18 protein-coding genes are annotated in these 23,909 nt (G+C 67.8%); 8 read left to right on the top strand and 10 right to left on the bottom strand.

What is annotated here, in order from left to right; all coding sequences use genetic code 11:
* Positions 1-50: 50 nt before the first annotated feature.
* Genes ACFUTU_RS00270 through ACFUTU_RS00255 form a run of 4 tightly spaced genes read right to left on the bottom strand, consistent with a single transcriptional unit; the run spans position 51 to position 3,953 of the window.
* Positions 51-902 (bottom strand): DUF1684 domain-containing protein, encoded by an 852-nt coding sequence (locus tag ACFUTU_RS00270; RefSeq protein ID WP_377959921.1) that lies wholly within the window; start codon positions 900-902, stop codon positions 51-53.
* A 57-nt stretch (positions 903-959) separates the two neighbouring features.
* Positions 960-1,988, bottom strand: a complete 1,029-nt coding sequence (locus tag ACFUTU_RS00265; RefSeq protein ID WP_377959764.1) for an ABC transporter substrate-binding protein — start codon at positions 1,986-1,988, stop codon at positions 960-962.
* Positions 1,989-1,998: 10 nt separating this feature from the next.
* Positions 1,999-2,841: an amino acid ABC transporter ATP-binding protein gene (locus tag ACFUTU_RS00260; RefSeq protein ID WP_377959763.1), complete on the bottom strand. Its 843-nt coding sequence runs from the start codon at positions 2,839-2,841 to the stop codon at positions 1,999-2,001.
* Positions 2,842-2,846: 5 nt separating this feature from the next.
* Positions 2,847-3,953, bottom strand: coding sequence for an ABC transporter permease subunit (locus ACFUTU_RS00255; RefSeq protein WP_377959762.1), 1,107 nt, complete (start codon positions 3,951-3,953; stop codon positions 2,847-2,849).
* A 264-nt stretch (positions 3,954-4,217) separates the two neighbouring features.
* Here ACFUTU_RS00255 and ACFUTU_RS00250 point away from each other — a divergent pair, with 264 nt between their 5' ends.
* Positions 4,218-6,167: an FAD/NAD(P)-binding protein gene (locus ACFUTU_RS00250; protein ID WP_377959761.1), complete on the top strand. Its 1,950-nt coding sequence runs from the start codon at positions 4,218-4,220 to the stop codon at positions 6,165-6,167.
* Positions 6,168-6,296: 129 nt separating this feature from the next.
* Positions 6,297-6,836: a GNAT family N-acetyltransferase gene (locus tag ACFUTU_RS00245; RefSeq protein ID WP_377959920.1), complete on the top strand. Its 540-nt coding sequence runs from the start codon at positions 6,297-6,299 to the stop codon at positions 6,834-6,836.
* Here the strand turns inward: ACFUTU_RS00245 and ACFUTU_RS00240 are convergent.
* The 4 genes from ACFUTU_RS00240 to ACFUTU_RS00225 form a co-directional block, all read right to left on the bottom strand.
* Positions 6,785-8,074: an ammonium transporter gene (locus ACFUTU_RS00240; RefSeq protein WP_377959760.1), complete on the bottom strand. Its 1,290-nt coding sequence runs from the start codon at positions 8,072-8,074 to the stop codon at positions 6,785-6,787. The genes ACFUTU_RS00245 and ACFUTU_RS00240 overlap by 52 nt on opposite strands.
* Before the next feature lie 206 nt (positions 8,075-8,280).
* Entirely contained in the window at positions 8,281-9,486 is a 1,206-nt protein-coding gene (locus ACFUTU_RS00235) for a hypothetical protein (protein ID WP_377959759.1), read from the bottom strand.
* Complete coding sequence (locus ACFUTU_RS00230) at positions 9,483-11,720, bottom strand: multicopper oxidase family protein (RefSeq protein WP_377959919.1); 2,238 nt, start codon at positions 11,718-11,720, stop codon at positions 9,483-9,485. The genes ACFUTU_RS00235 and ACFUTU_RS00230 overlap by 4 nt, the downstream gene beginning before the upstream one ends.
* Before the next feature lie 305 nt (positions 11,721-12,025).
* Entirely contained in the window at positions 12,026-13,639 is a 1,614-nt protein-coding gene (locus ACFUTU_RS00225) for an FG-GAP-like repeat-containing protein (protein ID WP_377959758.1), read from the bottom strand.
* A gap of 96 nt (positions 13,640-13,735) precedes the next feature.
* Between ACFUTU_RS00225 and ACFUTU_RS00220 the strand changes: the two genes are divergently transcribed.
* The 6 genes from ACFUTU_RS00220 (at position 13,736) to ACFUTU_RS00195 (ending at position 20,855) form a co-directional block, all read left to right on the top strand.
* Positions 13,736-14,746, top strand: coding sequence for a LacI family DNA-binding transcriptional regulator (locus ACFUTU_RS00220; protein ID WP_377959757.1), 1,011 nt, complete (start codon positions 13,736-13,738; stop codon positions 14,744-14,746).
* 108 nt (positions 14,747-14,854) lie between these two features.
* Positions 14,855-16,630: a ribulokinase gene (gene araB / locus ACFUTU_RS00215; RefSeq protein WP_377959756.1), complete on the top strand. Its 1,776-nt coding sequence runs from the start codon at positions 14,855-14,857 to the stop codon at positions 16,628-16,630.
* Positions 16,627-17,337 (top strand): L-ribulose-5-phosphate 4-epimerase, encoded by a 711-nt coding sequence (locus tag ACFUTU_RS00210; RefSeq protein WP_377959755.1) that lies wholly within the window; start codon positions 16,627-16,629, stop codon positions 17,335-17,337. Before araB ends, ACFUTU_RS00210 begins: the two co-directional genes overlap by 4 nt.
* 44 nt (positions 17,338-17,381) lie before the next feature.
* The gene (araA, locus tag ACFUTU_RS00205; RefSeq protein ID WP_377959754.1) at positions 17,382-18,902 is read left to right on the top strand and encodes an L-arabinose isomerase; all 1,521 of its coding nucleotides are present in this window, start codon (positions 17,382-17,384) and stop codon (positions 18,900-18,902) included.
* 14 nt (positions 18,903-18,916) lie between these two features.
* The gene (locus ACFUTU_RS00200) at positions 18,917-19,813 is read left to right on the top strand and encodes an aldose 1-epimerase family protein (RefSeq protein WP_377959753.1); all 897 of its coding nucleotides are present in this window, start codon (positions 18,917-18,919) and stop codon (positions 19,811-19,813) included.
* Between the two features lie 61 nt (positions 19,814-19,874).
* On the top strand, positions 19,875-20,855 hold the full coding sequence (locus ACFUTU_RS00195; protein WP_377959918.1) for a LacI family DNA-binding transcriptional regulator: 981 nt from the start codon (positions 19,875-19,877) through the stop codon (positions 20,853-20,855).
* Positions 20,856-20,936: 81 nt separating this feature from the next.
* On the opposite strand, the gene mmsB is transcribed toward ACFUTU_RS00195, so the two are convergent.
* On the bottom strand, positions 20,937-22,235 hold the full coding sequence (gene mmsB / locus ACFUTU_RS00190; RefSeq protein WP_377959752.1) for a multiple monosaccharide ABC transporter permease: 1,299 nt from the start codon (positions 22,233-22,235) through the stop codon (positions 20,937-20,939).
* A 6-nt stretch (positions 22,236-22,241) separates the two neighbouring features.
* Positions 22,242-23,771, bottom strand: coding sequence for a multiple monosaccharide ABC transporter ATP-binding protein (mmsA, locus tag ACFUTU_RS00185; RefSeq protein ID WP_377959751.1), 1,530 nt, complete (start codon positions 23,769-23,771; stop codon positions 22,242-22,244).
* Positions 23,772-23,909 lie beyond the last annotated feature (138 nt).

Here is a 23,909-nt window from a genome sequence, read left to right as displayed (position 1 = left end):
TGCCTTAGCAGCACGTGCCGTAGTAGAAGGTGCAGCGGTGGGAGTCGTGCTCACTGTCCGGCCTGCCTTTCGTGGGGAATCTGTTCGCCGGCTTCGATGGCCACCGCCAGGCGGTTTTCGGACGGCGGCAGCGGGCAGGTGGCGAGGTCGGTGTAGGCGCACGGCAGGTTCACCGCGCGGTTGAAATCCAGGGTCACGCGGCCGTCCGCATCGGGTGCCCCCACCGTGAGCGAGCGGTTCGCCGCGTAGGTGGTCTTGCCGGACGTCGCATCCGTGAACAGCACGGACAGTGTGCCCGGCGCGTGGCCGTTGAACGCCGTAAGGGCAAGCTCCCGGCCATCCAGGGCAAACCGGATCTCGCCCGGCGCCTGGTACACGTGCACGATGCCCTCGACGGCGGCGCCCACAGTGGTGGGGCGCGGCTCGTCGAACGGCACGTACACACCTTCGACGGCGAAGCGCGGGTCCGGCGCGTACGCCGGGGTGCCGCGGTACTCCTTGAGCAGCGGGTTCTCCGGGTGCCGGGGCCGCACGATGTACTCCCCGCCGCGTTTGGCGAGTTCGACGATGGCGGGACCGGCGGTGAGGTTGATGCCGTCACGCTCGGCGATGGGATCGAAGACGACGGCGGTGCTTCCGTTCGCAGCTGGGTTGCTGTTCAGTTCCGTGCCGTCCCGCAGCAGGCTTTCGCCCGCCTCCAGAACCACCGTGACGGCGTCGTCCTTCACGCTCCAGAAGCCCGGAACGCCCTCGAGGCGGGAGGGCTCTGCACCCAACCAGTGCAGGTGGGTGACGGCGAGGAAACCGTGGGGATCGGCGCGGTGGAACTCGTGGGTGGCATGCCACTGCTCCCATTCGGTGGCGAAAGCCGCGGCAGTTTCAGTTTGCGTAGACGTGGGCATCATGGCTCCTGTGGTGGTCGGTGCTGACGGCGTAAGCGGCGTTGTAGCAGGGCTGTGCTACAAACCCTTCTGGGTGGAGGCAAAGTTGGCCTCGGTCACGGTCTTGGATTCCGGCAGGGCTTCGTCGGACAGGCCCCAGCGCTCCAGGACCTTGGCGTACGAACCGTCCTTGATGGCCGAGTTCAGCGCCTCCGTGATCACGGGTGCCAGGCCGTTGCCCTTGAGCGTGGTGGCGGCCACCAGGCTTTCGGAGGGCCAGCCGGCATTGACCTTGCCCACCACCTTGAGGTCGTCGCGGGTGTTCTCCCGGTAGAGCGTCGAGGGGTAGGGCGCGATGTTCAGGTCGGTCCGGCCGGAGGACAGCGCCAGGATGGTGTCGGCGTCCGACGGGTAGTACTGCAGGCTGGCGGGTTCCTTGCCCTTGGCCTCGAGCTCCTTGTTCCATGCCAGCAGGATCTTCTCCTGGTTGGTGCCCGAACCAACCGAGATCTTCAGGCCGGAGATGTCGTCGGCGCCCTGGATGTTGTAGGTCGAGGATTTCTTGGCCTCGAAGCCCATGTAGGCGGCGCGGTAGCTGGCGAAGTCGAACAGTTTCACGCGGTCCTTGTTGATGCCCACATTGGAGAACACGGCCTCGAAATCGCCGGACTGCGTCTTCAGGGGCCAGTTCTCCCAGGATGTGACCTGGATGTCGAGTTCCAGTCCCAGCTTGTCGGCCACCAGCTGCGCGATGTCCAGCTCGGAGCCTATGGGTGTCTTGTCGTCCGTGGCGTGGAAGGACAGCGGGATGGAGCCGGCAGTGGTGGCCACGGTGAGCTTGCCGTCTTTGCCGATCAGTGCAGGCACTTTGGCGGCCAGGGCGGCGTCCTTGTCGGCGCGGATTCGCTGCTGGTCCGGTGAGGTGTTGTAGACGACGCCGTTGCGGGCCGCCGTCGTCGCCGGTGCTCCGGAGCTGCCGGCTGAAGCGCCGGAGGCGGCGGCGCCGGGATCGGAGCAGGCGGACAGCGCCGCGGTGCTCAGGAGGCCGAGAAGTACGACGGCGGGCAGGGCGCGGCTGCGGGGCTGCCGGGTGGAGAAGGGGGCCATGGGAGTTTCCTTAGATGTTGAAGGCGGGCTCGATCACCTTGGAGAAGAAACTCCGGGTGCGTTCTTCCTGCGGGTTGGTGAAAATGTCCTGGGGTTTGCCCTGTTCGACGATCTGGCCCTGGTCCATGAACACCACGGTGTCCGCCACGTCGCGGGCGAAGCCCATCTCGTGCGTGACAATGACCAGGGTGGTGCCGGACTTGGCCAACTCGCGGATCACGTCCAGCACTTCGTTAACCAGTTCGGGATCGAGGGCCGAGGTGGGCTCGTCGAAGAGCAGGATCTTGGGGTCAAGGGCCAGCGCCCGGGCGATGGCGACGCGCTGCTGCTGGCCGCCGGAGAGCTGCCGCGGGTAGGCATCGGCGCGGTCCCGCAGGCCCACGCGGTCCAGGAGTTCGAGGCCGCGCTCCCGGGCCTCCGCCGGTGACCTGCGGGCTTTGCCGGAACGCGGGGCAACGACCGGTGCCTCGGCAACGTTTTCCAGTGCCGTCAGGTGCGGGAACAGGTTGAAGTTCTGGAACACCATGCCGATCTCGGTGCGCTGCTTCAGGATGTCCCGCTCAGGCAGCTCATGCAGTTTGTTGCCCTTGACCCGGTAGCCCACCAGCTGGCCGTCGATGGCGATGAAGCCGGCATCCACCTTTTCGAGGTGGTTGATGGTCCGCAGCAGGGTGGACTTCCCGGAACCGGACGGTCCCACGATGACGGCCACACCGCCCGGCTCCACGGTGAGGGAAATCCCCTTCAGCACCTCGGTGGCGCCGAAGGACTTCCTGACCCTGGTGATTTCCACCAGTCCGCGGGTGACGGCGGGGGTCTCAGCATTGGCGGGGGCCTGAAGAGTTGTGCTCATCGGAATCATTTCCTTCCGGCGGTGTTGACCGTGTCTTTGGTGTTGACCGGTGCGTGGGTGGCGAAGAACTTCCGGGCCTTCTGCAGCGGTGTGAGGGGCAGGGTGCGCACGGCTCCCTTGGAGTAGTGGCGTTCGATGTAGTACTGGAACACGCTGAGCACGGAGGTGATCACCACGTACCAGAGCGTGGCCACAAGCAGCAGCGGCAGGACCTGCTGGGTGCGGTTGTAAATGACCTGGACGGTGTAGAAGAGCTCCGAGTAGGCCAGGACGTAGACGATCGAGGTGCCCTTGACCAGGCCGATGATTTCGTTGAAGGCGGTCGGCAGGATGGCACGCATGGCCTGGGGCAGCACGATCCGGGTGGACCGGCGCCAGGCCGGAATGCCCAGGGCCGAGGCCGCCTCGAGCTGGCCCTGGTCCACGGACAGGATTCCGCCGCGGATGATCTCCGCCGAGTAGGCGGCCTGGTTCAGGGTCAGGCCCAGCACGGCGGCCGCGAACTGGCTGATCAGCGTGGTGGTCTGCGCCTCGAAGAACCGGATGTCCGTGAACGGGATGCCCAAGCTGATCTTCTCGTACAGGTAGCCGAGGTTGTACCAAAGGAGCATCTGGACCAGCAGCGGCGTGGACCGGAAGATCCAGGAGAACGTCCAGGACACGGAGACCAGCAGCGGCGAAGCGGACAGCCGCATGAGGGCGAGGATGAAGCCCAGGATGAAGCCGAGCGCCCCGGAGATGGCGGTGAGCTTGAGGGTTTCCACCAGGCCGTTCACCACGGACTTGGCGGTGAACCACTGGGCCACCACGCCCCATTCCCAGCGCGGGTTCGTAGCCAGGGACCAGACGACGGCGGCTACCCCGAGCGCCACCACTGCGGTGCCAACCCAGCGCCACGGGCGGCGGGCCGGAACAAGGCGGTAGTCGGCGTAGTCGACGGCGGCGCGGGTTTCGGGGGCAGGCGGTTCTCCCGCGGAGCCCGAAGCGACGGCAGCCGGGGTTTCGGAAACGGCAGACGGCCCAGGTGCGGCCGGCGTGCCGCCGGCGGACGGTGTTTCAGTCGTCTCAGTGAACGACTGGGACGTCCTGGTTGCTGCTGAACTCGAAGCCATCTCGCCTCTTCCGGTTGGTCATTCGGGGGTAGTTGGCTGCAAATCTAGGTGCGTCCGGAAGGTCCGGCAAAGCGCCCTGTTGCATTCGTTCACGGGGCTTAGCGGGGCGTCATGAGACGAATCTTTGCGCGGATTTACGCGGCATGACGCGGGGTGAACGGCCGTGACAGGGCCCTCGACCGGGGGTTTGTCCAGACCCTAGATTGAGGGCTCCCAAACCGTTTCAACCAAGCCCTTCCAACCGCCTTTCCCCAGGAGTCTCCGATGCCAGCGCAGCACCCATCCGTGGTCTTCATCGGCGGCGGCCCGCGCACGGCCGGCATTCTCGAGCGGCTCGCGGCCAACCGGCCCGCACTGGGGGAGGGGCCGCTGCAGCTCCACATCGTGGAGCCGCATGAGCCGGGGTCGGGCAGGATCTGGCGCTACGGCCAGAACCCCGGCCTGATGCTGAATTCCACGGCCGCCGACGTCACCATGTTCACCGACTCCTCAGTGGCCTGCGAGGGACCCGCCATTGACGGGCCGGGGCTCGCGGCCTGGGCCGCCGGCGTCCTGGACGGTTCCATCACCGACGTGCCCGCGCTGCCGCCGCACCTGCAGGAACAGCTGCGCTCGCTGACGGGCGGCGCCTTTCCCACCCGCCAGCTGCAGAGCAAATACCTGGAGTGGTTCTTCCGCCGCGCGGTCCGCGCCCTGGGCGGGGACGTCCGTGTCACGGTCCACCGGGAGACCGCCGTCGGCATTGAGCCCGTCAGCGCTGAAGGGCAGGACGCTTCCGGCGACGGCGGGTACAGCGTGCGGCTGGCCGGCGGTGCCACCCTGCACGCCGACGTCGTGGTCACCGCGCTGGGGCACACCGACGCCGAACCGGACGCCCGCTCCGCGGCCTGGTCCGCGTTCGCGGCCACGCACGGCGGGTTCCATGCGGCACCCAGCTACACCACCGACGTCGACTATTCCCCAATCGCCCCCGGCCAGGACGTCATCGTCTCCGGCATGGGCCTGGCCTTTGTGGACCTCCTGGTGCTGCTCACCGAAGGCCGCGGCGGCCGTTTCGAGGAGGCGCCCGACGGCGGGCTGCGCTACCTGCCGTCCGGCGCCGAGCCCAGGCTCTGGGCCGGGTCGCGCCGCGGCGTGCCGTTCCACTCCAAGATCTCGGTGGCACTGCGCGGCGAACCGGCCGCGGCACCGAGGTTCTTCACCGCCGGCGCCGTCGGGGCGCTCCTGGCGGAGCATGCCGAGCTGGACTTCCGCAGCCACCTCTGGCCCCTCATCGCGAAGGATGCCGGCTACGGCTACTACCGCGAGGTGTTCACCGGCAGCCCCGAGCGGGTGGCCCTCGGCTGGGACGAGTTTGCCGGGCGGTTCGCTGCCGTTGACTGGTACAGCAGTGCCCGGCGGGAGCTGGTTGCGGCGGCCGTGCCGGACGTTGAGCTGCACCTGGACCTCGAGCGGCTGGACAAGCCTTTCGGCGGGCAGCTCTTTGCCGGGCACGATGACGTCCAGGCCGCGGTCACCGCCTATATCGAGCACGACCTTGAACTGCGGACAGGGCCCGACCACCCGGAAACGCTGGCACTGTTCATGTCCTTGCTGAAGGTGTACATGGAGCTCGGCAGGATCGTTCCGCCCGAGCGGCTGAATGCCCGCTCGCAGGAGGAAGTGCACGGCTGGTGGCACGGCTTCTTCAGCTTCGTTGACTCCGGCCCGCCGCCCCGCCGGCTCCGCGAACTGCTGGCCGTCCACCGCGCCGGGCTCCTGAATTTCCTCGGGCCGGGACTTGCTGTCGCCTCTGATGATGCCACCGGCGATTTCGTGGCGACGTCGGCGCAGTCACCGGTGGCCGTGCGGGCCAGGGCCTTCATCGAGGCCCGGCTCCCCGGCCCCGCCGTGGCCCGCTCTGCCAATCCGCTGCTGCGCTCGCTGCACGGCACCGGCCTTGGGGCCGAGCAGCACCTGCTCACCTCCGACGGCGCCCACTCCACCGGCCGGCTCCTGATCACCCCGGACCACGAGATTGTGGGCCGCGGCGGCGAACGCGGGAGCCGCCTGTTCGGCATCGGCCCCGGGACCTCCGGCTGGGGAGCCGGCGCGTTTGCCCGGCCGAACACCAACGCGGCGCCGTTCCGGGAGAACGACGCCCTGGCCCGAAAAATACTTGATGCGGTGTCCGGCACCAGCCGGCCACGCACAGCCGCCGCCGGAAAGGCCTGACTCATGACTTTTCAAACAGCCCGGACACTTGAAACAGCCCAGACACTTCAAACAGCCCAGACACTTGAAACAGCCCAAGCCCCGCAAGCCCCGGAAGCCCCCGCCGGCCTCACCGTGCTCGAACTGCCCATGCACGATCCCCGGGTCCGGCCGCTTTTGGACGAGCTCGCCGTCGAGTATGACTCCCGCTACGGGGACCTGTTCGGCCGCGGTGCCGCGGCGGAGGAACTCAACAGGTACCCGGCCGAGGAATTCGAGGCGCCCGGCGGGGCCCTGCTGATCATCCAGGAAAACGGCGAATCAGTGGCCGGCGGGGCCTTCCGCCGGTACGACGCCGAAACCGCCGAGTTCAAGCGGATCTGGACGCATTCGGCGCACCGGCGGCGCGGTCTGGCCCGGCGGGTGCTGGCGGAACTGGAACAGCTGGCGGCCGGCCGCGGGTACCGGGGTGTGTACCTCACCACGGGCCCGCGCCAGCCGGAGGCCAAGCACCTGTACCTGAACACCGGGTACACGGCGCAGTTCGACCTTGCCGCCGATCCCGTGACCGTCGGGCCGCTGGCGTTCACCAAGGACCTGGTTTCAGTGCAGGCAGGAGACCCCGCTCAGGCCCCGGCTCAGGAGCGGGGCGAGGAGCCGAGGTTCACGGGGTCTTCATCCGTCAGGTAGGCGAACTCCGAGTGCGCGGCGATGTCGATGCCGCGGAGTTCGTCCTCTTCGTGGATGCGCAGGCCCATGGCCAGGTCCACCACCTTGGCGATCACCCAGGTCAGGCCGAAGGAGTAGGCCAGCACAGCAACGGTGGCCAGGGACTGGATGCCCAGCTGCCGCAGCCCGCCGCCGTAGAGCAGTCCGCTGACGCCGTTGGGTGCGCTGCTGGTGGCGAAGATGCCAATCAGGAGCGTGCCGATGATGCCGCCCACCAGGTGCACGCCCACCACATCGAGTGAGTCGTCGAAGCCCAGGCGGAACTTCCATTCGATTGCGAGCGAGCAGACGGCACCTGCGATGGCGCCTATGGCCACGGCGCCCAGCGGGCTGACCGCGCCGCAGGCGGGCGTGATGGCTACGAGGGCGGAGACCAGCCCGGACGCCGCGCCCATGCTGGTGGTGGCGCCGTGCCGGATCCGCTCCACGAGGGCCCAGGCGAGCAGGCCGGCGGCAGCTGCCACGGCCGTGTTGAGGAACACCACCGACGCCGAGTGGCCGGCGGCCAGCGCGGAGCCGGCGTTGAATCCGAACCACCCCACCCAGAGCAGGCCGGCGCCCACCAGCACCAGGGGCCGGCTGTGGGGCTTCGAATGCTCCATCTTGGGCCAGCCGGAGCTGCGGCCCAGGACCAGTGCCAGCGCCAGGGCGGCGGCACCCGCGTTCATGTGCACGGCCGTTCCGCCGGCGAAGTCGATGGCCTTGATGCCGCTGGCGATCCACCCGCCGGTCACCGAGCCGTCCGCCGAGCTGAACGCGAAAACCCAGTGTGCGATGGGGAAGTAGACCAGGGTGGCCCATACACCGGCAAACACCATCCAGGCGCCGAACTTCATCCGCCCGGCGGCCGCGCCGGCAACCAGTGCCGTGGTGACGCAGGCGAAGAACAGCTGGAAGGCGGTGAACAGGGCCGCCGGGAGCGCGGCGTCGGGATTGTCCTGCAGCACGGGCTCGAGGCCTGCGTACTGCGTAATGTCCCCGATCAGGCCCAGGCCGTTCACGGAGTTGCCAAAGGCCATCGAGTATCCGAACAGTGCCCACAGGACGGCCACCAGGCTGGCGCCGCCGAAGCACATCATCATCATGTTCAGGATCCGGCGGGACCCCACCATGCCTCCATAGAAGAGGGCGAGGGCGGGAATCATCATGCACACCAGTGCAGAACTTGCCAGGATCCAGGCAACATCTCCAGCGTTCACGTCGAACTCCACTCAAGAAATCGGTGTGTGGCATTTTGCTGAGACCGGACGAATGCCGTTTGTCCCCACAACATAGAACTCCGGAAACGGCAGTGGGTTTCGGCCATGTAAATTGCTCGTCACCGCTGTTTTTTCGCCCACATGGCGACGGCGGCCCCTGGGGGAGGGGCCGCCGTCGCCGTATCTGCCGCAGAGCGGAAATGCCGCTAATGGGGGATGGTGTGGGTGGTGTTTCCCGAGGTGTCCACGTCGCCCAGCCAGCCGGGAATGGCTCCGGCCACGCCCAGGGATCCGACCGCGATTACCCCCGCCACAGCCAGTGCACGGAGGTGGGCGGACGCCGTCGCCGGCCGCTCCGGCTTGGCTGTTCTCCTGCGCCTGGCGCGGAGCAGGACGACGGCAATCGCCAGGGTGCCAAGCTCCAGGAGTCCTGCGGCCAGATCGGCCAGGCCCACGGGCTCGGGCACGCCGGCGTTGGGGCCGAACGGCAGGCCCGACGTCCGGGACCAGAGCCACAGCAGCGGCGGCACCACGGAGGCGGCTGCCACTCCAACGAGGACGTTCTGGCCCGTCCGGCCCAGCAGCAGGACACCGCCAGCCACCTCCGCCAGGGCCAGGGCCAGGAAGAAGGCGCTCGCGACCACCCAGTGGTTGAGGTGGTCGGGGATGACGGCGATGTGGATAGCGGCGCAGCCGAACAGTGCCACCGCCGCCAGCCTTTGCCTGAGGTCCATGCCGGTGGCACCGGCGAGCTGCGGGCGGCGCCGGGCGCGTTGCGGCGCCTTCTTTGGCGGAGACGCCTTTGCCCGGCGGCTGACCTCCAGCCGTCCGCCCTGGATGGCCACTGTCCAGCCGGTGACCACAAGGTTGGTGGCCAGGAGCAGGGCCGCACCATAGCCAAAGGCGGCCAGCTGGAGCCCGAGCGATGCCTGGTCCAGCTGCTCCACTGACTGGACGGAGTTCGCGTGGTGCAGGGCGCCCATCAGGTTGTGCTGCAGGGCGTAGTCCCACGCTTCGCTGGCGGCCAGCGTGAGCGCGCCTGCCACGGTGCCGGCCGCGGCAACCAGCAACGCTGTGGTGAAGAATGCCTTCCTGCCCGCCAGTACCGGCCCGAACCACCGCAGCGCCAGGGCCAGGGCTGCGATGACCGCCGCGACGAACAGCGGAAGCAGCACGGTCGACTCGCGAAGCCAGCTCAGGAAAGGCTCCTGGGTGCGCTCGATGGCCCCGACGGCGCCCCGGAGGGACACCATCCAGAAGCCGTCGGCGTACGCCATCATCGCGGCGAGCGGGATGATCGTCCGCCACGGGACCGCGGGGCGGGCCGGCGCCAGGGCGCCGGCTTCGCCAACGCTCCCGGTGGCGGCTCCGCCGCTGCCCCCGCTGACCTGGCCCGCCGGCACCGCGGTCATGGCGTGATCTCCCAGCCGAACATCATGGCGTGGTCCTCATGCGCCAGGTTGTGGCAGTGGGCGACGTAGGGGCCCACGAAGTCCCGGAAGCCGCGGTAGATGATCACCGACTCGCCGGGATCCAGGGCCACCAAGTCCTCGCGTGACACGTCGTCCGGATGGGATTTGTCGCCGCCGCGGGTGACGTCCCTGCCGTTGCGCATGACGGTCCGGTGTTCCTCCATGTGCAGGTGGAACGGGTGCACCCAGCCGCCGCCGCCGTTGCGGATCTCCCACAGGTTGTAGCTGCCCATCTTCTGCTGGGCAAGCGGTGACCGGCCGGCGCGGTTTTTGAGGCTGGTGGCAACGGTGTTGGGTGTGAAGGGCTTGCCGTTGATGAGCCACTCCGTTTCACCGCCGCCGGAACCGCGCTCCACCTCGAAGATCAGCCGGTTGTCCAGCATGGTCTGCCAGTTGCCTGGCAGTGGCGGCAGGTCGCGCATCTTCGCGGGAATAACGCTGTCATCAGGGGCGTCATCGCCGATGACGATCTTCATCACGGGCACCTTGTAGGCCGGATCCGGAGAGAAGCGGGACGAATTGCTCCACATCCGGCCGTTGGGCATCTTCATCACGTTGGTCAGGTAGATGACGTCGCCCTTGGTGGTGGGCGTGCCGTCCTGGTACCGGGTGAAGTCGACCACCACTTCGCGCCGCTTGGCCGGCCACAGCTCGAAGGAGTCGCGCTTGATCGGGAACGGCAGCAGGCCGCCGTCGGACGCGATCTGGGTGAACTGCATGCACTGCTGCCCGTCGGGGATGCGGTACTGGCCCTCCAGTTCGTCGCCCTTGTAGCCGAGCGAGGCGGAGCTCTTGGGCCCTTTGGTGGAGCTCATCAGCTTGAATTCGTAGATCCTGGCGATGGAGGCGTCCAGGAACCGGAAGCGGTACTTGCGCCGCCGCACCACCAGTTCCGGGTAGGCGGTGCCGTTCACTGTGAAGATGTCGCCCACGAAGCCGTGGTTGGGGAAGTGCTTGTAGAAGGTCTTGCCCCACCACTCGGGGTGCTTGGCCGGGTTCTTGGCGTCCGGGAACTCCTTCTGCACGTCGTGGATGTCCTTGTGCATGGTGACGCCGTCGTCGAGCCGGCAGTCGTAGAAGGCCAGCGGGATGTCGTAGTCGACGTCGAACGACCCGTCCGGGTTGTCCTTGCGCACGCCGGGCAGGTGCAGGCCCTGGCGCTCGTCGCCCATGTCCATCCCGCCCTTGGGGTCGTAGATCGGGTAGAGGCCAACCATGCCCTTGTAGACGTTGGAGCCGGTGTGGTCCATCCGGTGGTCGTGGAACCAGAAGAAGCTCTGCTTCTCCCGGTCGTCGCCACCGGCCGGCCAGTTGAGGTACAGGTTGTCGCAGAACGTCTTTGGCATGTAGCCCTCGTACTTGGGGCCGCTCACCATGGTGTAGTGCGGGTTGCCGTCGCTTTCGGGTGCGGTGTGGCCGTTGTGCAGGTGGGTGAGGAAGGACCAGTCCGGGGAACCGAAGTCCTGGCGGTCCAGGTTCAGCGGGTTCTCGTCCAGGTGGTTCTCGAACCGGACCAGCGCCGGCTTGCCGTATTCGGCGTTGATCATCGGCCCCGGGAAGGTCCCGTTGAAGCCGTAGATCGTGCTGAGCGGAAGGTACCTCTTGGTGCCGGCGGGGTACGTCTTGCGGTCCGCGTCGAACGAGATCGTCGGCCGGCCGTTCGCGTCGATTGGCAGGACCTGCGAGGTGGTGAACGCGTGCTGCCGCAGGAGCAGGTCGATCTTGTAGACCAGGGGGTCCGGGTAGTTCAGCTTGGACGGCCAGATCTGGTGCCGCTCATTCTTGAAGGAACTCTGCTGGCCCTGTCCCGGGCCGGGCGGGTCGCTCCACTCGGTGTAGCCCTTGATGTTGCCGTCGCCCACGGCCGGCGTCGGTGCCAGCGCCTTGGGGACGGGCAGCTGGTCCTTGAACGGAGTCAGGATCAGCGGGCTGGTGGGGAACGCCTCGATGTAGAACAACAGGTCACCCAACGCGGTGGACGAGGCGGCGAAGGCTCCGTCCGGCGACAGGAGCCCCTTTTGCGCGAGCAGTGGGCCGGCCCAGCCCTGGGCGGCGACGACTGCCGCGCCGGCGCCTCCGGCCGCGCCGAGCCGCAAGAGGGTGCGTCGGGACACGCCGGTCGTGGTTTCCGTGTTCGTCACCACTTTTTTCGGTGTTGCGGCTTCTTCTGACATGGTCACGCGCCTCCTTCGGGGCAAAAAAGAATGGCCTGCTGGCCCCGGCTATCGAGCTGTCTCAGGGCCCTCTCCGGCGGTTTCATCACCGGAAGAGCCTGGCTTTGCGGAGGTTGGCCGCGCTTGTCGTTGCCCCGCGCAACTACAGTGCGGGCGGAGGCTTGGAAAAACGTTGGATCGATGCGGTGCATAACCCCGCAAGAAGATGGGTAAGAGGGGGTGGCCGGCATAGGGCTACGGTCGGGTAATAAAGGTTGCTGGTGAAACGATCGATCAAAGATCCGCGTCAGAACAGCGGAGCGAGGTCAGAACAGCGGAGCGAGCGCGTTCCAGCCGGCGCCAATTCGCATGCGCGCGGCGAACTGTCCCGTGCCGAGCCCGGGATAGAGCCACAGGACACCGGCGGCGTCACGGGCCAGCAGGTCAGGGTTGCGGTCGCCGTTGTAGTCGCCCGGGCTTACGACGGCGGTCATGGCGTTCCAGCCGGCGCCCACCCGGATGCGGGGGAGCCAGCCGCCCGCGCCGTTGCCGCGGTACACCCACAGCACGCCGGTGGCCGCCTCCCGGGCCAGCACATCGGCGGCGCCATCGCCGTTCACATCGCCCGGACCAGCCAGGGCGGTGAAGGCGTTCCAGCCGGAGCCCGCGCGGACCCTTGGCAGGAACCCGCCCGTACCGTTGCCGCGGTAGAGCCACAGGAGTCCCGTGGCCTTTTCGCGGCCAAGGATGTCCACCCGCTGGTCGCCGTTGAAGTCACCCGGGCCAATAATCGCGCTGAAATTGTTCCAGCCGGTTCCGATCCTGATCCGCGGGAGGAACCCGCCCGTGCCGTTGCCGCGGTACAGCCAGAGATATCCGGTGGATGTCTCCCTGGCAAGGACGTCCTGCGGGCCGTCGCCGTTGAAATCGCCGGGCGTTTCAAGGGCGTTGAAGTTCCTCCAGCCGGTGCCGATGCGCACCGGGGCGAGGCTGCCGCCGCGCCCGTTGCCGGGGTACAGGCGCAACTCGGCCGTTGCCGTCACCCGGGCCAGGATGTCCGTGTTCCAGTCACCGTTAAAGTCGGCCGTCGAGCGGGACAGCGTGGACGCGGGAACAGGCAGGGGAGTGAAGGCGTAGGGGTCGCAGGTCAGGTCGTAGTCCCGGGTGTCGTCGTACCACTGGGACAGGTACACGCGGCCGCCGGAGAAGCTGGCGGTGCGGCAAAGGTTCTGGGCTTCGCCGGGGAAGTCCAGCCGGCCGGCGGTGGCCCACACCGGAACGCCGGAGAGCCGCCAGGAACCGGTGATGCTGGCCCAACCGGACGCGAACGAGTACAGGCCGTACGAGTAGCCGGAGTCGCGCAGGCCGCGCATCAGGCCCTCGATGATGTACCGGTTCTCCCGTTGCTGGGCCGCGCCCGCGGTGGGCCACGGCTGGGCCGGGCGGGGCTCGACGTCGATCCACACCACGCGCGGCGCAAACCGCACCCGCGCCAGGCTCGCCGCCGCAAACTTGGCCTCCGCGTAGCCCACATTGGAAAGCTGGCCTGCCCTGGTGGCGGCGGACCATGGCCCCTGCGCGCGGTAGGTGCTGAGCTGGGCGGCCGTGGGGAAGGCGGCCATCGTGTAGGCCTGCGCCGGCTTCCGGTTGCCGGACGCCCAGGCAACCTGGCTGGCCAGGCACGGGTTCTCGGTGAAGGGCAGTCCCTTCGTCAGGCCGATCACCACGAACTGGGACGACGCCGGCGGCAGCGGCAGGCCAAAGCCGCCCACCGCCGTCGGGCATTGGGGCCAGGAGATATCGTGGCCGTTGAGCGATACGGCGCGTGCAGGGGTCGCGCCAGGAAGGTATGCGAAGAACAGGGCGAGCAACACCAAGAGGCCCGTCAGCATGTGCCGTGCGGAAAAACCGGCCCCAGAATGATGAACTTTGCCGTCCATCGCCAGCGCTCCTTTACTCCCACCAGTTTACGTCCGCCTGGATCTGTCGCGCTGCGCCTATTCGTGCATACGGCCGCGGTCCAGCAGAATTACCACATGGCAAAAAGCAATGCCCGGTCACCCCGGCTGGAGGATGTGGCGGAGCGCGCGGGAGTCTCGCACCAGACGGTGTCCCGGGTGATCAACAACCATCCCAATGTCAGCAAGGCCACGCGCGAGCGCGTCGAGGCCGCCATCGCCGAGCTCGGCTACCGGCGCAACACGGCAGCGCGGAGCCTGGTCACGCGGAAGTCTCAGACCATCGGCGTGCTGGGCAGCGAGCTGTCGCAGTACGGCCCCGCGAACACACTCCTGGGGGTTGAGCAGGCCGCCCGCGACGCCGGCTACTTCGTGAGCATCGCCGCCCTGCGGTCGGTGAACCGGGAGGCGATCTTCGATGCCATCCGGCACTTCCTGGACCAGTCTGTGGACGGCATTGTGGTGATCGTTCCGCATTCCGAGACTCTCGTGGCACTGGCTGAGCTGAACCCCGGCGTGCCGGTGGTGGCCGTGGGGTCGTTGGGGAGTGAGGCGGTGAGCGGCGCCATGGTGGACCAGAAGCGGGGGGCCGAGCTCGCCGTCGGGCATCTGATTGAGCAGGGGCACCGGCGGATCGGCCACATCGCCGGCCCGCAGGACTGGATCGATGCGGTGGCGCGTGCCGAGGGCTGGAGTGCCGCGCTGCGCTCGGCCGGGCTGGACGACAGCCTGGTGGTTGAGGGGGACTGGAGCGCCGGCAGCGGGTATGAAATCGGCCGGAAGCTGGCCGCCGAACGGACTGCCACGGCACTGTTCGTGGGCAACGACCAGATGTCCCTGGGCCTGCTGCGCGCCTTCAATGAGGCAGGCGTCAGGGTTCCCGAGGACATTTCCGTGGTGGGCTTCGACGACCAGCCCGAGTCGGGCTACTTCACGCCGCCGCTGACCACCGTGCGCCAGGACTTCGAGGAACTGGGCAGGCGCTGCATGGACCTGATGCTGAACGCCATCGCCAACGGTGACACGGTCAGCACCACGGTGGTGGAACCCGAGCTCGTGGTCCGCCGGAGCACCGCCGCGCCGGCCTGACGGCGCGGATCCGGAACTCAGTGATCCCCAGCACTTGACGCACTAAGTTGTTAGCGCTCACAATAGTTTCAGCCCGCGACACAGCCGGGCGGGTTATCTGGAGGATTCATGGACGTCACAGCAGACGGCAGCGAAAACTATGTCATCGGGGTGGACTACGGCACCCTGTCCGGCCGGGCCGTGGTTGTGCGGGTCCGGGACGGCAAGGAACTCGGCAGCGGCGTGTTCGACTACCCGCACGCGGTAGTCACGGACGCGCTCCCGGCGGACGTGGCCGGCGACGGCGCCCCGCAACTTCCCGGGGAATGGGCGCTCCAGGTGCCGGGCGACTACCGCGACGTGCTCCGGCACGCTGTTCCGGCCGCCATTGCTGACGCCGGGATCGACCCGGCCGCCGTCGTCGGAATCGCAACGGACTTCACAGCCTGCACCATGGTTCCCGTCAAGGCGGACGGCACCCCGCTGAACGAGGTGCCGGGCTTCGCGAACCGGCCGCACGCGTATGTGAAGCTGTGGCGCCACCACGCCGCGCAGGGCCAGGCGGACCGCATCAACGCGCTGGCCGCGGAGCTGGGCGAATCCTGGCTGCCGCGGTACGGCGGGCTGATCTCCTCGGAATGGGAGTTCGCCAAGGGGCTGCAGCTGCTGGAGGAGGACCCCGAGGCCTACGCCGAAATGGACCATTGGGTGGAGGCCGCCGACTGGATTGTCTGGCAGCTCTGCGGCAATTACGTCCGGAACGCCTGCACGGCCGGGTACAAGGGCATCTACCAGGACGGCCACTACCCGTCCGATGACTTCCTCGCCGCGCTGAATCCGCAGTTCAAGGATTTTGTTAGCGCTAAGCTGGACCACACCATCGGCCGGCTGGGCGACGCCGCCGGCTACCTGACGGCCGAGGCCGCCGCCTGGACCGGGCTGCCGGAGGGGATCGCCGTCGCGGTCGGCAACGTCGACGCCCACGTCACCGCCCCCGCAGCCAAGGCCGTGGAACCCGGCCAGCTGGTGGCCATCATGGGCACCTCCACCTGCCACGTCATGAACGGCACCGAGCTCCGCGAAGTGCCGGGCATGTGCGGCGTGGTGGACGGCGGCATCATGGACGGGCTCTGGGGCTACGAGGCAGGCCAGTCCGGCGTGGGCGACATCTTCGGCTGGTTCACCAAGTACGGCGTCCCGCCCGAATACCACCAGGCCGCCGCCGGGGCGGGGAAGGGCATCCACGAATACCTGACGGACCTGGCCGCCAGGCAGGCGATCGGGCAGCACGGCCTGATCGCACTCGACTGGCATTCAGGGAACCGCTCGGTGCTGGTGGACCACGAGCTTTCCGGCATTGTTGTCGGCCAGACCCTGGCCACCCGGCCGGAGGACATCTACCGGGCACTGCTTGAGGCCACGGCCTTCGGCACCCGCACCATCGTCGAGGCCTTCCGGGACTCCGGCGTGCCGGTGAAGGAGTTCATCGTGGCCGGCGGCCTGCTGAAGAACCGGCTCCTCATGCAGATCTACTCGGACGTGACCGGCCTGCAGCTCTCCACCATCGGCTCCGCGCAGGGACCTGCCCTGGGCTCGGCCATCCACGCTGCCGTCGCCGCCGGAAAGTACGCCGACGTCAGGGCCGCCTCCGCGGCGATGGGCGCCGCACCCGGCGCCGTCTACACCCCCATCCCGGAAAACGTCGCAGCCTACGACGAACTGTTCCGCGAATACCGGACCCTGCATGACTACTTCGGCCGGGGAACCAATGAAGTCATGCACCGGCTCAAGGCCATCCAGCGCAGTGCCGCCCGGTCACTGACAGCGGGGCCACCAAGCGCCGAAACCCTGAACCCCGAATCCCTGAACCCCGAATCCCTGACCGCCGAGGAGGTTTCGGCATGAGCGCCCTGCTGGAAACCATCGCCCGTGTCCGCCGCGAGGTCTGCGACCTGCACGCCGAGCTGACCCGCTACGACCTGGTGGTCTGGACTGCCGGGAACGTGTCCGGCCGGATCCCCGGCTACGACCTCATGGTCATCAAGCCCTCCGGCGTCTCGTACGATGCGCTGACCCCGGACGTCATGGTGGTCACCGACCTCTACGGGACGCCGGTCAGCAGCCTCAGCGCCGACCTCGACGGCGTCCCGGCCGAGTGGGACAACCCGGACCTCACGCCGTCGTCGGACACGGCAGCGCATGCCTACGTGTACCGGAACATGCCCGACGTCGGCGGCGTGGTCCACACCCACTCCACCTATGCCACGGCCTGGGCGGCGCGCGGCGAGGAGATCCCCTGCGTGCTCACCATGATGGGCGACGAGTTCGGCGGCCCCATCCCGGTGGGCCCGTTCGCGCTGATCGGCGACGATTCGATCGGCCGCGGGATCGTGGAGACCCTGCGCGGCTCCAACTCGCCCGCGGTGCTCATGCAGAACCACGGCCCGTTCACCATCGGCAAGGACGCCCGCTCCGCGGTCAAGGCCGCCGTAATGTGCGAGGAGGTGGCCCGCACCGTCCACGTTTCCCGGCAGCTCGGCGAACCGCTGGCCATCGACCCGGCCAAGATCGAGTCGCTCTACGACCGCTACCAGAACGTCTACGGGCGCTAGGCCCGGACCGCATACACCCCAAGACTTCCCCTAGGAGACACACCATGTCCAAGGCCAACAACACCTCCCTCGAGCACTACGAGGTCTGGTTCCTCACCGGCAGCCAGCACCTCTACGGCGAGGACGTCCTGAAGCAGGTGGCCGCCCAGTCCCAGGAGATCGCGGCAGCCCTGAACGCATCGTCCGAGGTCCCGGTCAGGCTGGTCTGGAAGCCCGTGCTGACGGACTCCGACGCGATCCGCCGCACAGCGCTGGAGGCCAACTCGGACGACTCGGTGATCGGCGTGACGGCGTGGATGCACACGTTCTCCCCGGCCAAGATGTGGATCCAGGGCCTGGACCTGCTCCGCAAGCCCCTCCTGCACCTGCACACCCAGGCCAACGTGGACCTGCCCTGGGCCGACATCGACTTCGACTTCATGAACCTGAACCAGGCCGCGCACGGTGACCGCGAGTTCGGCTACATCCAGTCCCGGCTGGGCGTGCCGCGCAAGACGGTGGTGGGCCACGTGTCCAACCCGGAGGTGGCCCGGCAGGTGGGTGTCTGGCAGCGTGCGGCTGCCGGCTGGGCCGCCGTCCGGAACCTGAAGCTGACCCGCTTCGGCGACAACATGCGCAATGTCGCCGTCACCGAGGGCGACAAGACCGAAGCCGAGCTGCGCTTCGGCGTCTCGGTCAACACCTGGTCCGTCAATGAGCTCGCCGACGCCGTCCACGGCGCCGCGGAGTCCGACGTCGACACCCTGGTTGCCGAGTACGAGCGGCTTTACGACGTGGCGCCGGAGCTGCGCTCCGGCGGGGCCCGCCACGAGTCCCTCCGCTACAGCGCCCGGATCGAGCTGGGCCTGCGCAGCTTCCTCGAGGCCAACGGCTCCGCGGCCTTCACCACCTCCTTCGAGGACCTCGGCGAGCTGCGCCAGCTCCCGGGCATGGCCGTGCAGCGGCTCATGGCCGACGGCTACGGCTTCGGCGCCGAGGGCGACTGGAAGACCGCCATCGTGATCCGTGCCGCCAAGGTGATGGGTGCAGGCCTGCCCGGTGGCGCCTCCCTGATGGAGGACTACACCTACCACCTCGCACCCGGCCAGGAGAAGATCCTCGGCGCACACATGCTGGAGGTCTGCCCCTCGCTGACCGCGAAGAAGCCGCGCGTGGAGATCCACCCGCTGGGCATCGGCGGCAAGGAGGACCCGGTGCGGATGGTGTTCGACACCGACGCCGGCCCCGGCGTCGTGGTCGCCCTGTCCGACATGCGCGACCGGTTCCGCCTCGTGGCGAACGCCGTTGACGTCGTCGACCTCGACCAGCCGCTGCCCAACCTGCCGGTGGCCCGCGCCCTCTGGGAACCGAAGCCGGACTTCGCCACCTCCGCCGCCGCCTGGCTGACCGCCGGCGCGGCGCACCACACCGTCCTCTCCACCCAGGTGGGCGTGGACGTGTTCGAGGACTTCGCCGAGATCGCCCAGACCGAACTGCTCACCATCGACGAGGGCACCACCCTGAAGCAGTTCAAGAAAGAACTTGCCTGGAACGCCGCCTACTACCGGCTGGCCGGCAGGCTGTGACCCAGAATAGGGCTGTGAGCGAATACAGGATCCGGGCGGGGGAGTACACCGCAACCGTCACTGCCCATGCGGGAGCCCTGCGGGAGCTGCGCCACCGGGAACGGAACCTCATCGTCCCGTTCCCGGAGGGCGGGCCCATCCCGGATTACCGGGGCATCGTCGCGGCACCGTGGCCCAACCGGATCGCTGACGGCCGGTACACGTTCGACGGCGCCGAATACGAGGTGCCGGTCAACGAGACCGACCGTGGCTGCGCGCTGCACGGGCTGGTGTTTCCGCTCGACTGGACCCTTGAGTCGCAGGATGAGTCGTCCGTGATGCTGTCCTGCTCGCCGGAGCCGGCGGCGGGCTACCCGCACCAGCTTCGCGTCGCCGTCGAATACCGGCTGGCGGAAGACGGACTGCACGGCACCGTCACCGCCACGAACCTCGGCGGCACGGCGGCGCCGTACGGCGCCTGCCCGCACCCCTACCTGGTGGCGGGGCCGGCACGGCTCGATGAGTGGACCCTGGAAATTCCGGCCGCGACCTTCCTGGAGGTCACGCCGGACCGCCTGCTGCCCAAGGAGACGCGGACTGTGGAGGGGCACGAGTTTGATTTCCGCTCACCGCGCCGCATTGGCGCCACGGAGATCGACCACGCCTTCACGGACCTGGCGTTCGACGGCGGCGGGCAGGCCCGCGTGCTGGTCCGGGACCCGGGCGGGACCGGCGTCGGCATGGCCTGGGACGGCACCTGCCAGTGGCTCCAGATCCACACCGCCGACAAGAAGCCCCCGTTCCCCAACCGCCTGGGCCTGGCCGTGGAACCGATGACCTGCCCGCCGGATGCCTTCAACAGCGGCGTGGACCTGATCCGGCTGGAGCCGGGGGCCACGCACTCGGCGTCCTGGACCATCTTCGCCCTATGAGATCAAACCCGACAGCAAGCCCTATAACGTGACAGCCACCCCCGCGCCACGTCCTCCTGTGATGGAGGACGTGGCGCGTCTTGCTGGCGTGTCCCACCAGACCGTGTCGCGCGTGCTGAACGCGCATCCAAATGTCAGCGCCCGCACCCGCAAGCGCGTGGAACGCGCCATCGCGGAGCTGGGTTACCGCCGCAACACCGCGGCCCGCAGCCTGGTCACGCGGCGTTCCCAGGCCATCGGCGTCCTGGCCGCCGGCACCGCCCAGTACGGCCCGGCCAACACGCTGCTCGGCGTCCAGGAGGCAGCCCGGAACGAGGGTTATGCCGTGAGCATGGCCAGCCTCAGCGAGGTCACACCTGCCGGCATCCACGGTGCCCTCGAACACTTCCTGCTGCAGTCCGTGGACGGAATCGTGGTGATCGTTCCGCACCAGACCATGCTGAAGTCGCTGCGATCCATCAACGTGTCCGTCCCGCTGGTGGCAGTGGGATTCGGTGCCGATGAGCGCCTGACGGTAGCTGCCGTGAACCAGCGCGCGGGCGCCGCCCTTGCCGTGCAGCACCTGGCCAGCCTCGGCCACACCTCGATCGCCCATATTTCAGGCCCGCAGGACTGGATGGACGCCGCGGCCCGCACCGAGGGCTGGCGGCGCGCACTGCAGCAGGCCGGGCTCCCAGACCGTGTGCTGATCCCGGGGGACTGGAGTGCCGAAAGCGGCTACCGGACGGGGCTGGAACTGGCCGCCGCCGGTGACGTGACGGCCGTGTTCGCGGCCAACGACCAGATGGCCCTCGGCGCGCTGCGCGCCTTCAGCGAGGCCGGACTGCGCGTCCCGGAGGACATCAGCGTGGTGGGCTTCGACGACCAGCCCGAGGCCGGCTACTTCGTCCCGCCGCTGACCACGGTGAACCAGGGCTTCAAGGAGCTCGGCGCCCGCTGCATGCGGATGCTCCTGTCCGACCTGGAAAACGGCCCGTCGGGGGCGGCCACGGTCCTCAACCCCAGGCTGGTGGTGCGGGGCTCTACCGCGGCACCCGGATAGTTTTTGGGAAACAGTACGACGACGGCCCCGCACCTTTTTCGCAAAAGGTGCGGGGCCGCCGTCGTACTTCTGTGCTGCCTGCTACGCGTGGCTCGACTCCCTGGCGCCGGCGGTTACCGGTGCCTGGGGTTCGGCGGGCGCCTTGGTCCCTTCGGAGGCGGGCGGTGTGGTCTTCAGCTTGAAGCGCTTGGCGATGGAGGATCCGCCGCCGGCGCGGTTCTTGTTGAAGATGTCGAAGCCGACGGCGAGCAGGAGGACCAGGCCCTTGATGAGCTGCTGGTAGTCGGTGCCGAGGCCCAGGATGGACATGCCGTTGTTGAGGACGCCCATGATGAGGCCGCCGATCATGGCACCGGCGACCGTGCCGATGCCGCCCTGGACTGCGGCTCCGCCGATGAAGGCGGCGGCGATGGAGTCGAGTTCGAAGCCGGTGCCGCCGGCGGGCTGGGCCGAGTTCAGGCGCGCGGTGAAGATCAGGCCGGCCAGTGCGGCGAGGACGCCCATGTTCACGAAGAGCCGGAAGGTCACGGCCTTGGTCTTGATGCCGGAGAGCTCTGCGGCGTGCAGGTTGCCGCCGATGGCGTACGTGTGGCGGCCGAAGATGCTGTTGTTCATCAGCGCGGAGTAGGCGATCACCAGGCCGGCGAGGACGATCAGCACGATGGGGGTGCCGCGGTAGCTGGCCAGCAGGAACGTGATGACGAGCATCAGCAGGGCGATGAACGCGGTCTTGGTGGCGAACCAGGCCATGGGCTCGTTCTCGAGGTTGAATTTGCGGCGGATGCGGCGTTCCTTGATGGACTGGAACAGCAGGGCCGCGGTGCCGCCGACGCCGAGGATCACGGTGAGCCATTCGAGGACGGAGGTGCCGCCGGAGATGTCGGGCAGGAAGCCGCCGCCGAGGGCGCGGAGCTCGTCCGGGAACGGGGTGATCTGCTGGTTCTTAAGGGTGATCAGGGTCAGGCCGCGGAAAATAAGCATGCCGGCCAGCGTGACGATGAACGCGGGGATGCCGACGTAGGCGATCCAGTAACCCTGCCAGGCGCCGACGAGCGCTCCGACCAGGAGGCAGGCCGGGATGGCAGCCCACCAGGCCCAGCCCCAGTGCACGATCATGACGCCGGCGACGGCGCCGATGAACCCGGCGATGGAGCCGACGGAGAGGTCGATGTGGCCGGCGATGATCACCATGACCATGCCGATGGCCAGGATGAGGATGTAGCTGTTCTGGACCACGAGGTTGGTGACGTTCTGCGGTTCCAGCAGGATTCCGTCGGTGAGGACCTGGAACAGCAGGACGATCAGGATCAGGGCGACGAAGATGCCGACCTGGCGGAGGCGGCTTGCCAGGAAGCCGAGGGATTCTCGTAAGGCGGACATGGTTCGTTATTCCTTCTCTTGGGTCATGTAGTGCATGAGGGTTTCCTGGGAGGCCTCGGCGATGGGGACTTCACCCGTGACGTGGCCAGCGGACAGGGTGTAGATCCGGTCGCAGATGCCCAGGAGTTCGGGGAGCTCGGAGGAGATCACGATGACGGCTTTTCCCTGCGCGGCGAGCTCGGCGATGATCGTGTAGATCTCGAACTTGGCGCCGACGTCGATGCCGCGGGTGGGCTCGTCCAGGATCAGCACGTCGGGGTCCGAGAACATCCACTTGCTCAGGACCACTTTTTGCTGGTTGCCGCCGGAGAGCTTCCCGGTGATGGCCGCAACCGAGGGGGCCTTGATGTTCATGCTCTTCCGGTAGCTGTTGGCCACCGTGGTTTCCTTGTTCTTGTCCACCCAGCCGCGCCTGGCGAGCTTGGGCAGGGCGGCCATGGAGATGTTCCGCTTGATGTCCTCGATGAGGTTCAGCCCGTAGTGCTTGCGGTCCTCGGTGGCGTAGGCGATGCCGTGGCGGATGGCGTCCGGGACCGTGGCGGTGTTGATTTCCTTGCCGTACTTGAACACCTTTCCGGAAACGGCGCGGCCGTAGGTCCGGCCGAAGACGCTCATGGCCAGTTCGGTGCGGCCGGCGCCCATCAGGCCGGCGAGTCCCACCACTTCACCCTTGCGGACGTTGAGGCTGGCGTTGTGGACCACGGTACGGGTGTGGTCCTGCGGGTGCTGGACCGTCCAGTCCTCGATGCGCAGGACTTCCTCGCCGATCTGCGGTTCGCGCTCGGGGTAGAGGCTGTCCAGGTCGCGGCCCACCATGCCGCGGATGATGCGTTCCTGGGTGATCTGTCCCTGGTCCACGCGCAGTGTCTCGATGGACTTGCCGTCGCGGATAATCGTGACGGCGTCAGCCACTTTGCGGATCTCGTTGAGTTTGTGGCTGATGATGATGCTGGTGACGCCCTGGCCCTTCAGGTGCAGGATCAGGTCCAGCAGGTGGTCAGAGTCCTCGTCGTTTAGGGCGGCCGTGGGCTCGTCCAGGATGAGCAGCTTCACTTCTTTGGACAGTGCCTTGGCAATTTCGACGAGCTGCTGCTTGCCGACGCTGATGTGCTGGATGGGGGTGACGGGGTTTTCGTCCAGGCCCACCCGGGCGAGCAGCTTGGCTGCCTCCAAGTTGGTCTTGCGCCAGTCGACCCAGCCGCGGGAAGCCATTTCGTTGCCCAGGAAGATGTTCTCCGCGATGGACAGGTACGGGCTCAGGGCCAGTTCCTGGTGGATGATCACGATGCCGCGCTTTTCGCTGTCGCTGATGGAGGCGAAGTCGCACGGCTCGTTCTCAAAGAGGATGTCCCCCTCGAAGGTGTTGTGGGCGTACACGCCGGAGAGCACCTTCATCAGGGTGGACTTGCCTGCCCCGTTTTCGCCGCAGATCGCGTGTACCTCGCCGCGGTTGACATCCAGGGTGACGTCCTGGAGGGCTTTGACGCCGGGGAAGGTCTTGGTGATCCCGCGCATCTGAAGAATGGGTACGTTCATTGGTTAATTCCCGCTGGTCTGATCTGTTGGGGGAGCGTGGGGGCCCCCGGGGGGGGGGGCCCCCCCCGGGGTGGGGGGGGGCACAGTATTTGGCGGGGGGGGGTTATAAAAACTCGAAAAAATAAGTGAGTTTGTTTG

Origin of the sequence: Arthrobacter sp. NPDC057388 (assembly GCF_042668165.1) — a bacterium.
In the GTDB taxonomy this organism is placed as follows: domain Bacteria; phylum Actinomycetota; class Actinomycetes; order Actinomycetales; family Micrococcaceae; genus Arthrobacter.
The sequence above is the reverse complement of the archived record's forward strand: the minus strand, read 5'-3'. Positions and strand labels throughout refer to the sequence as shown.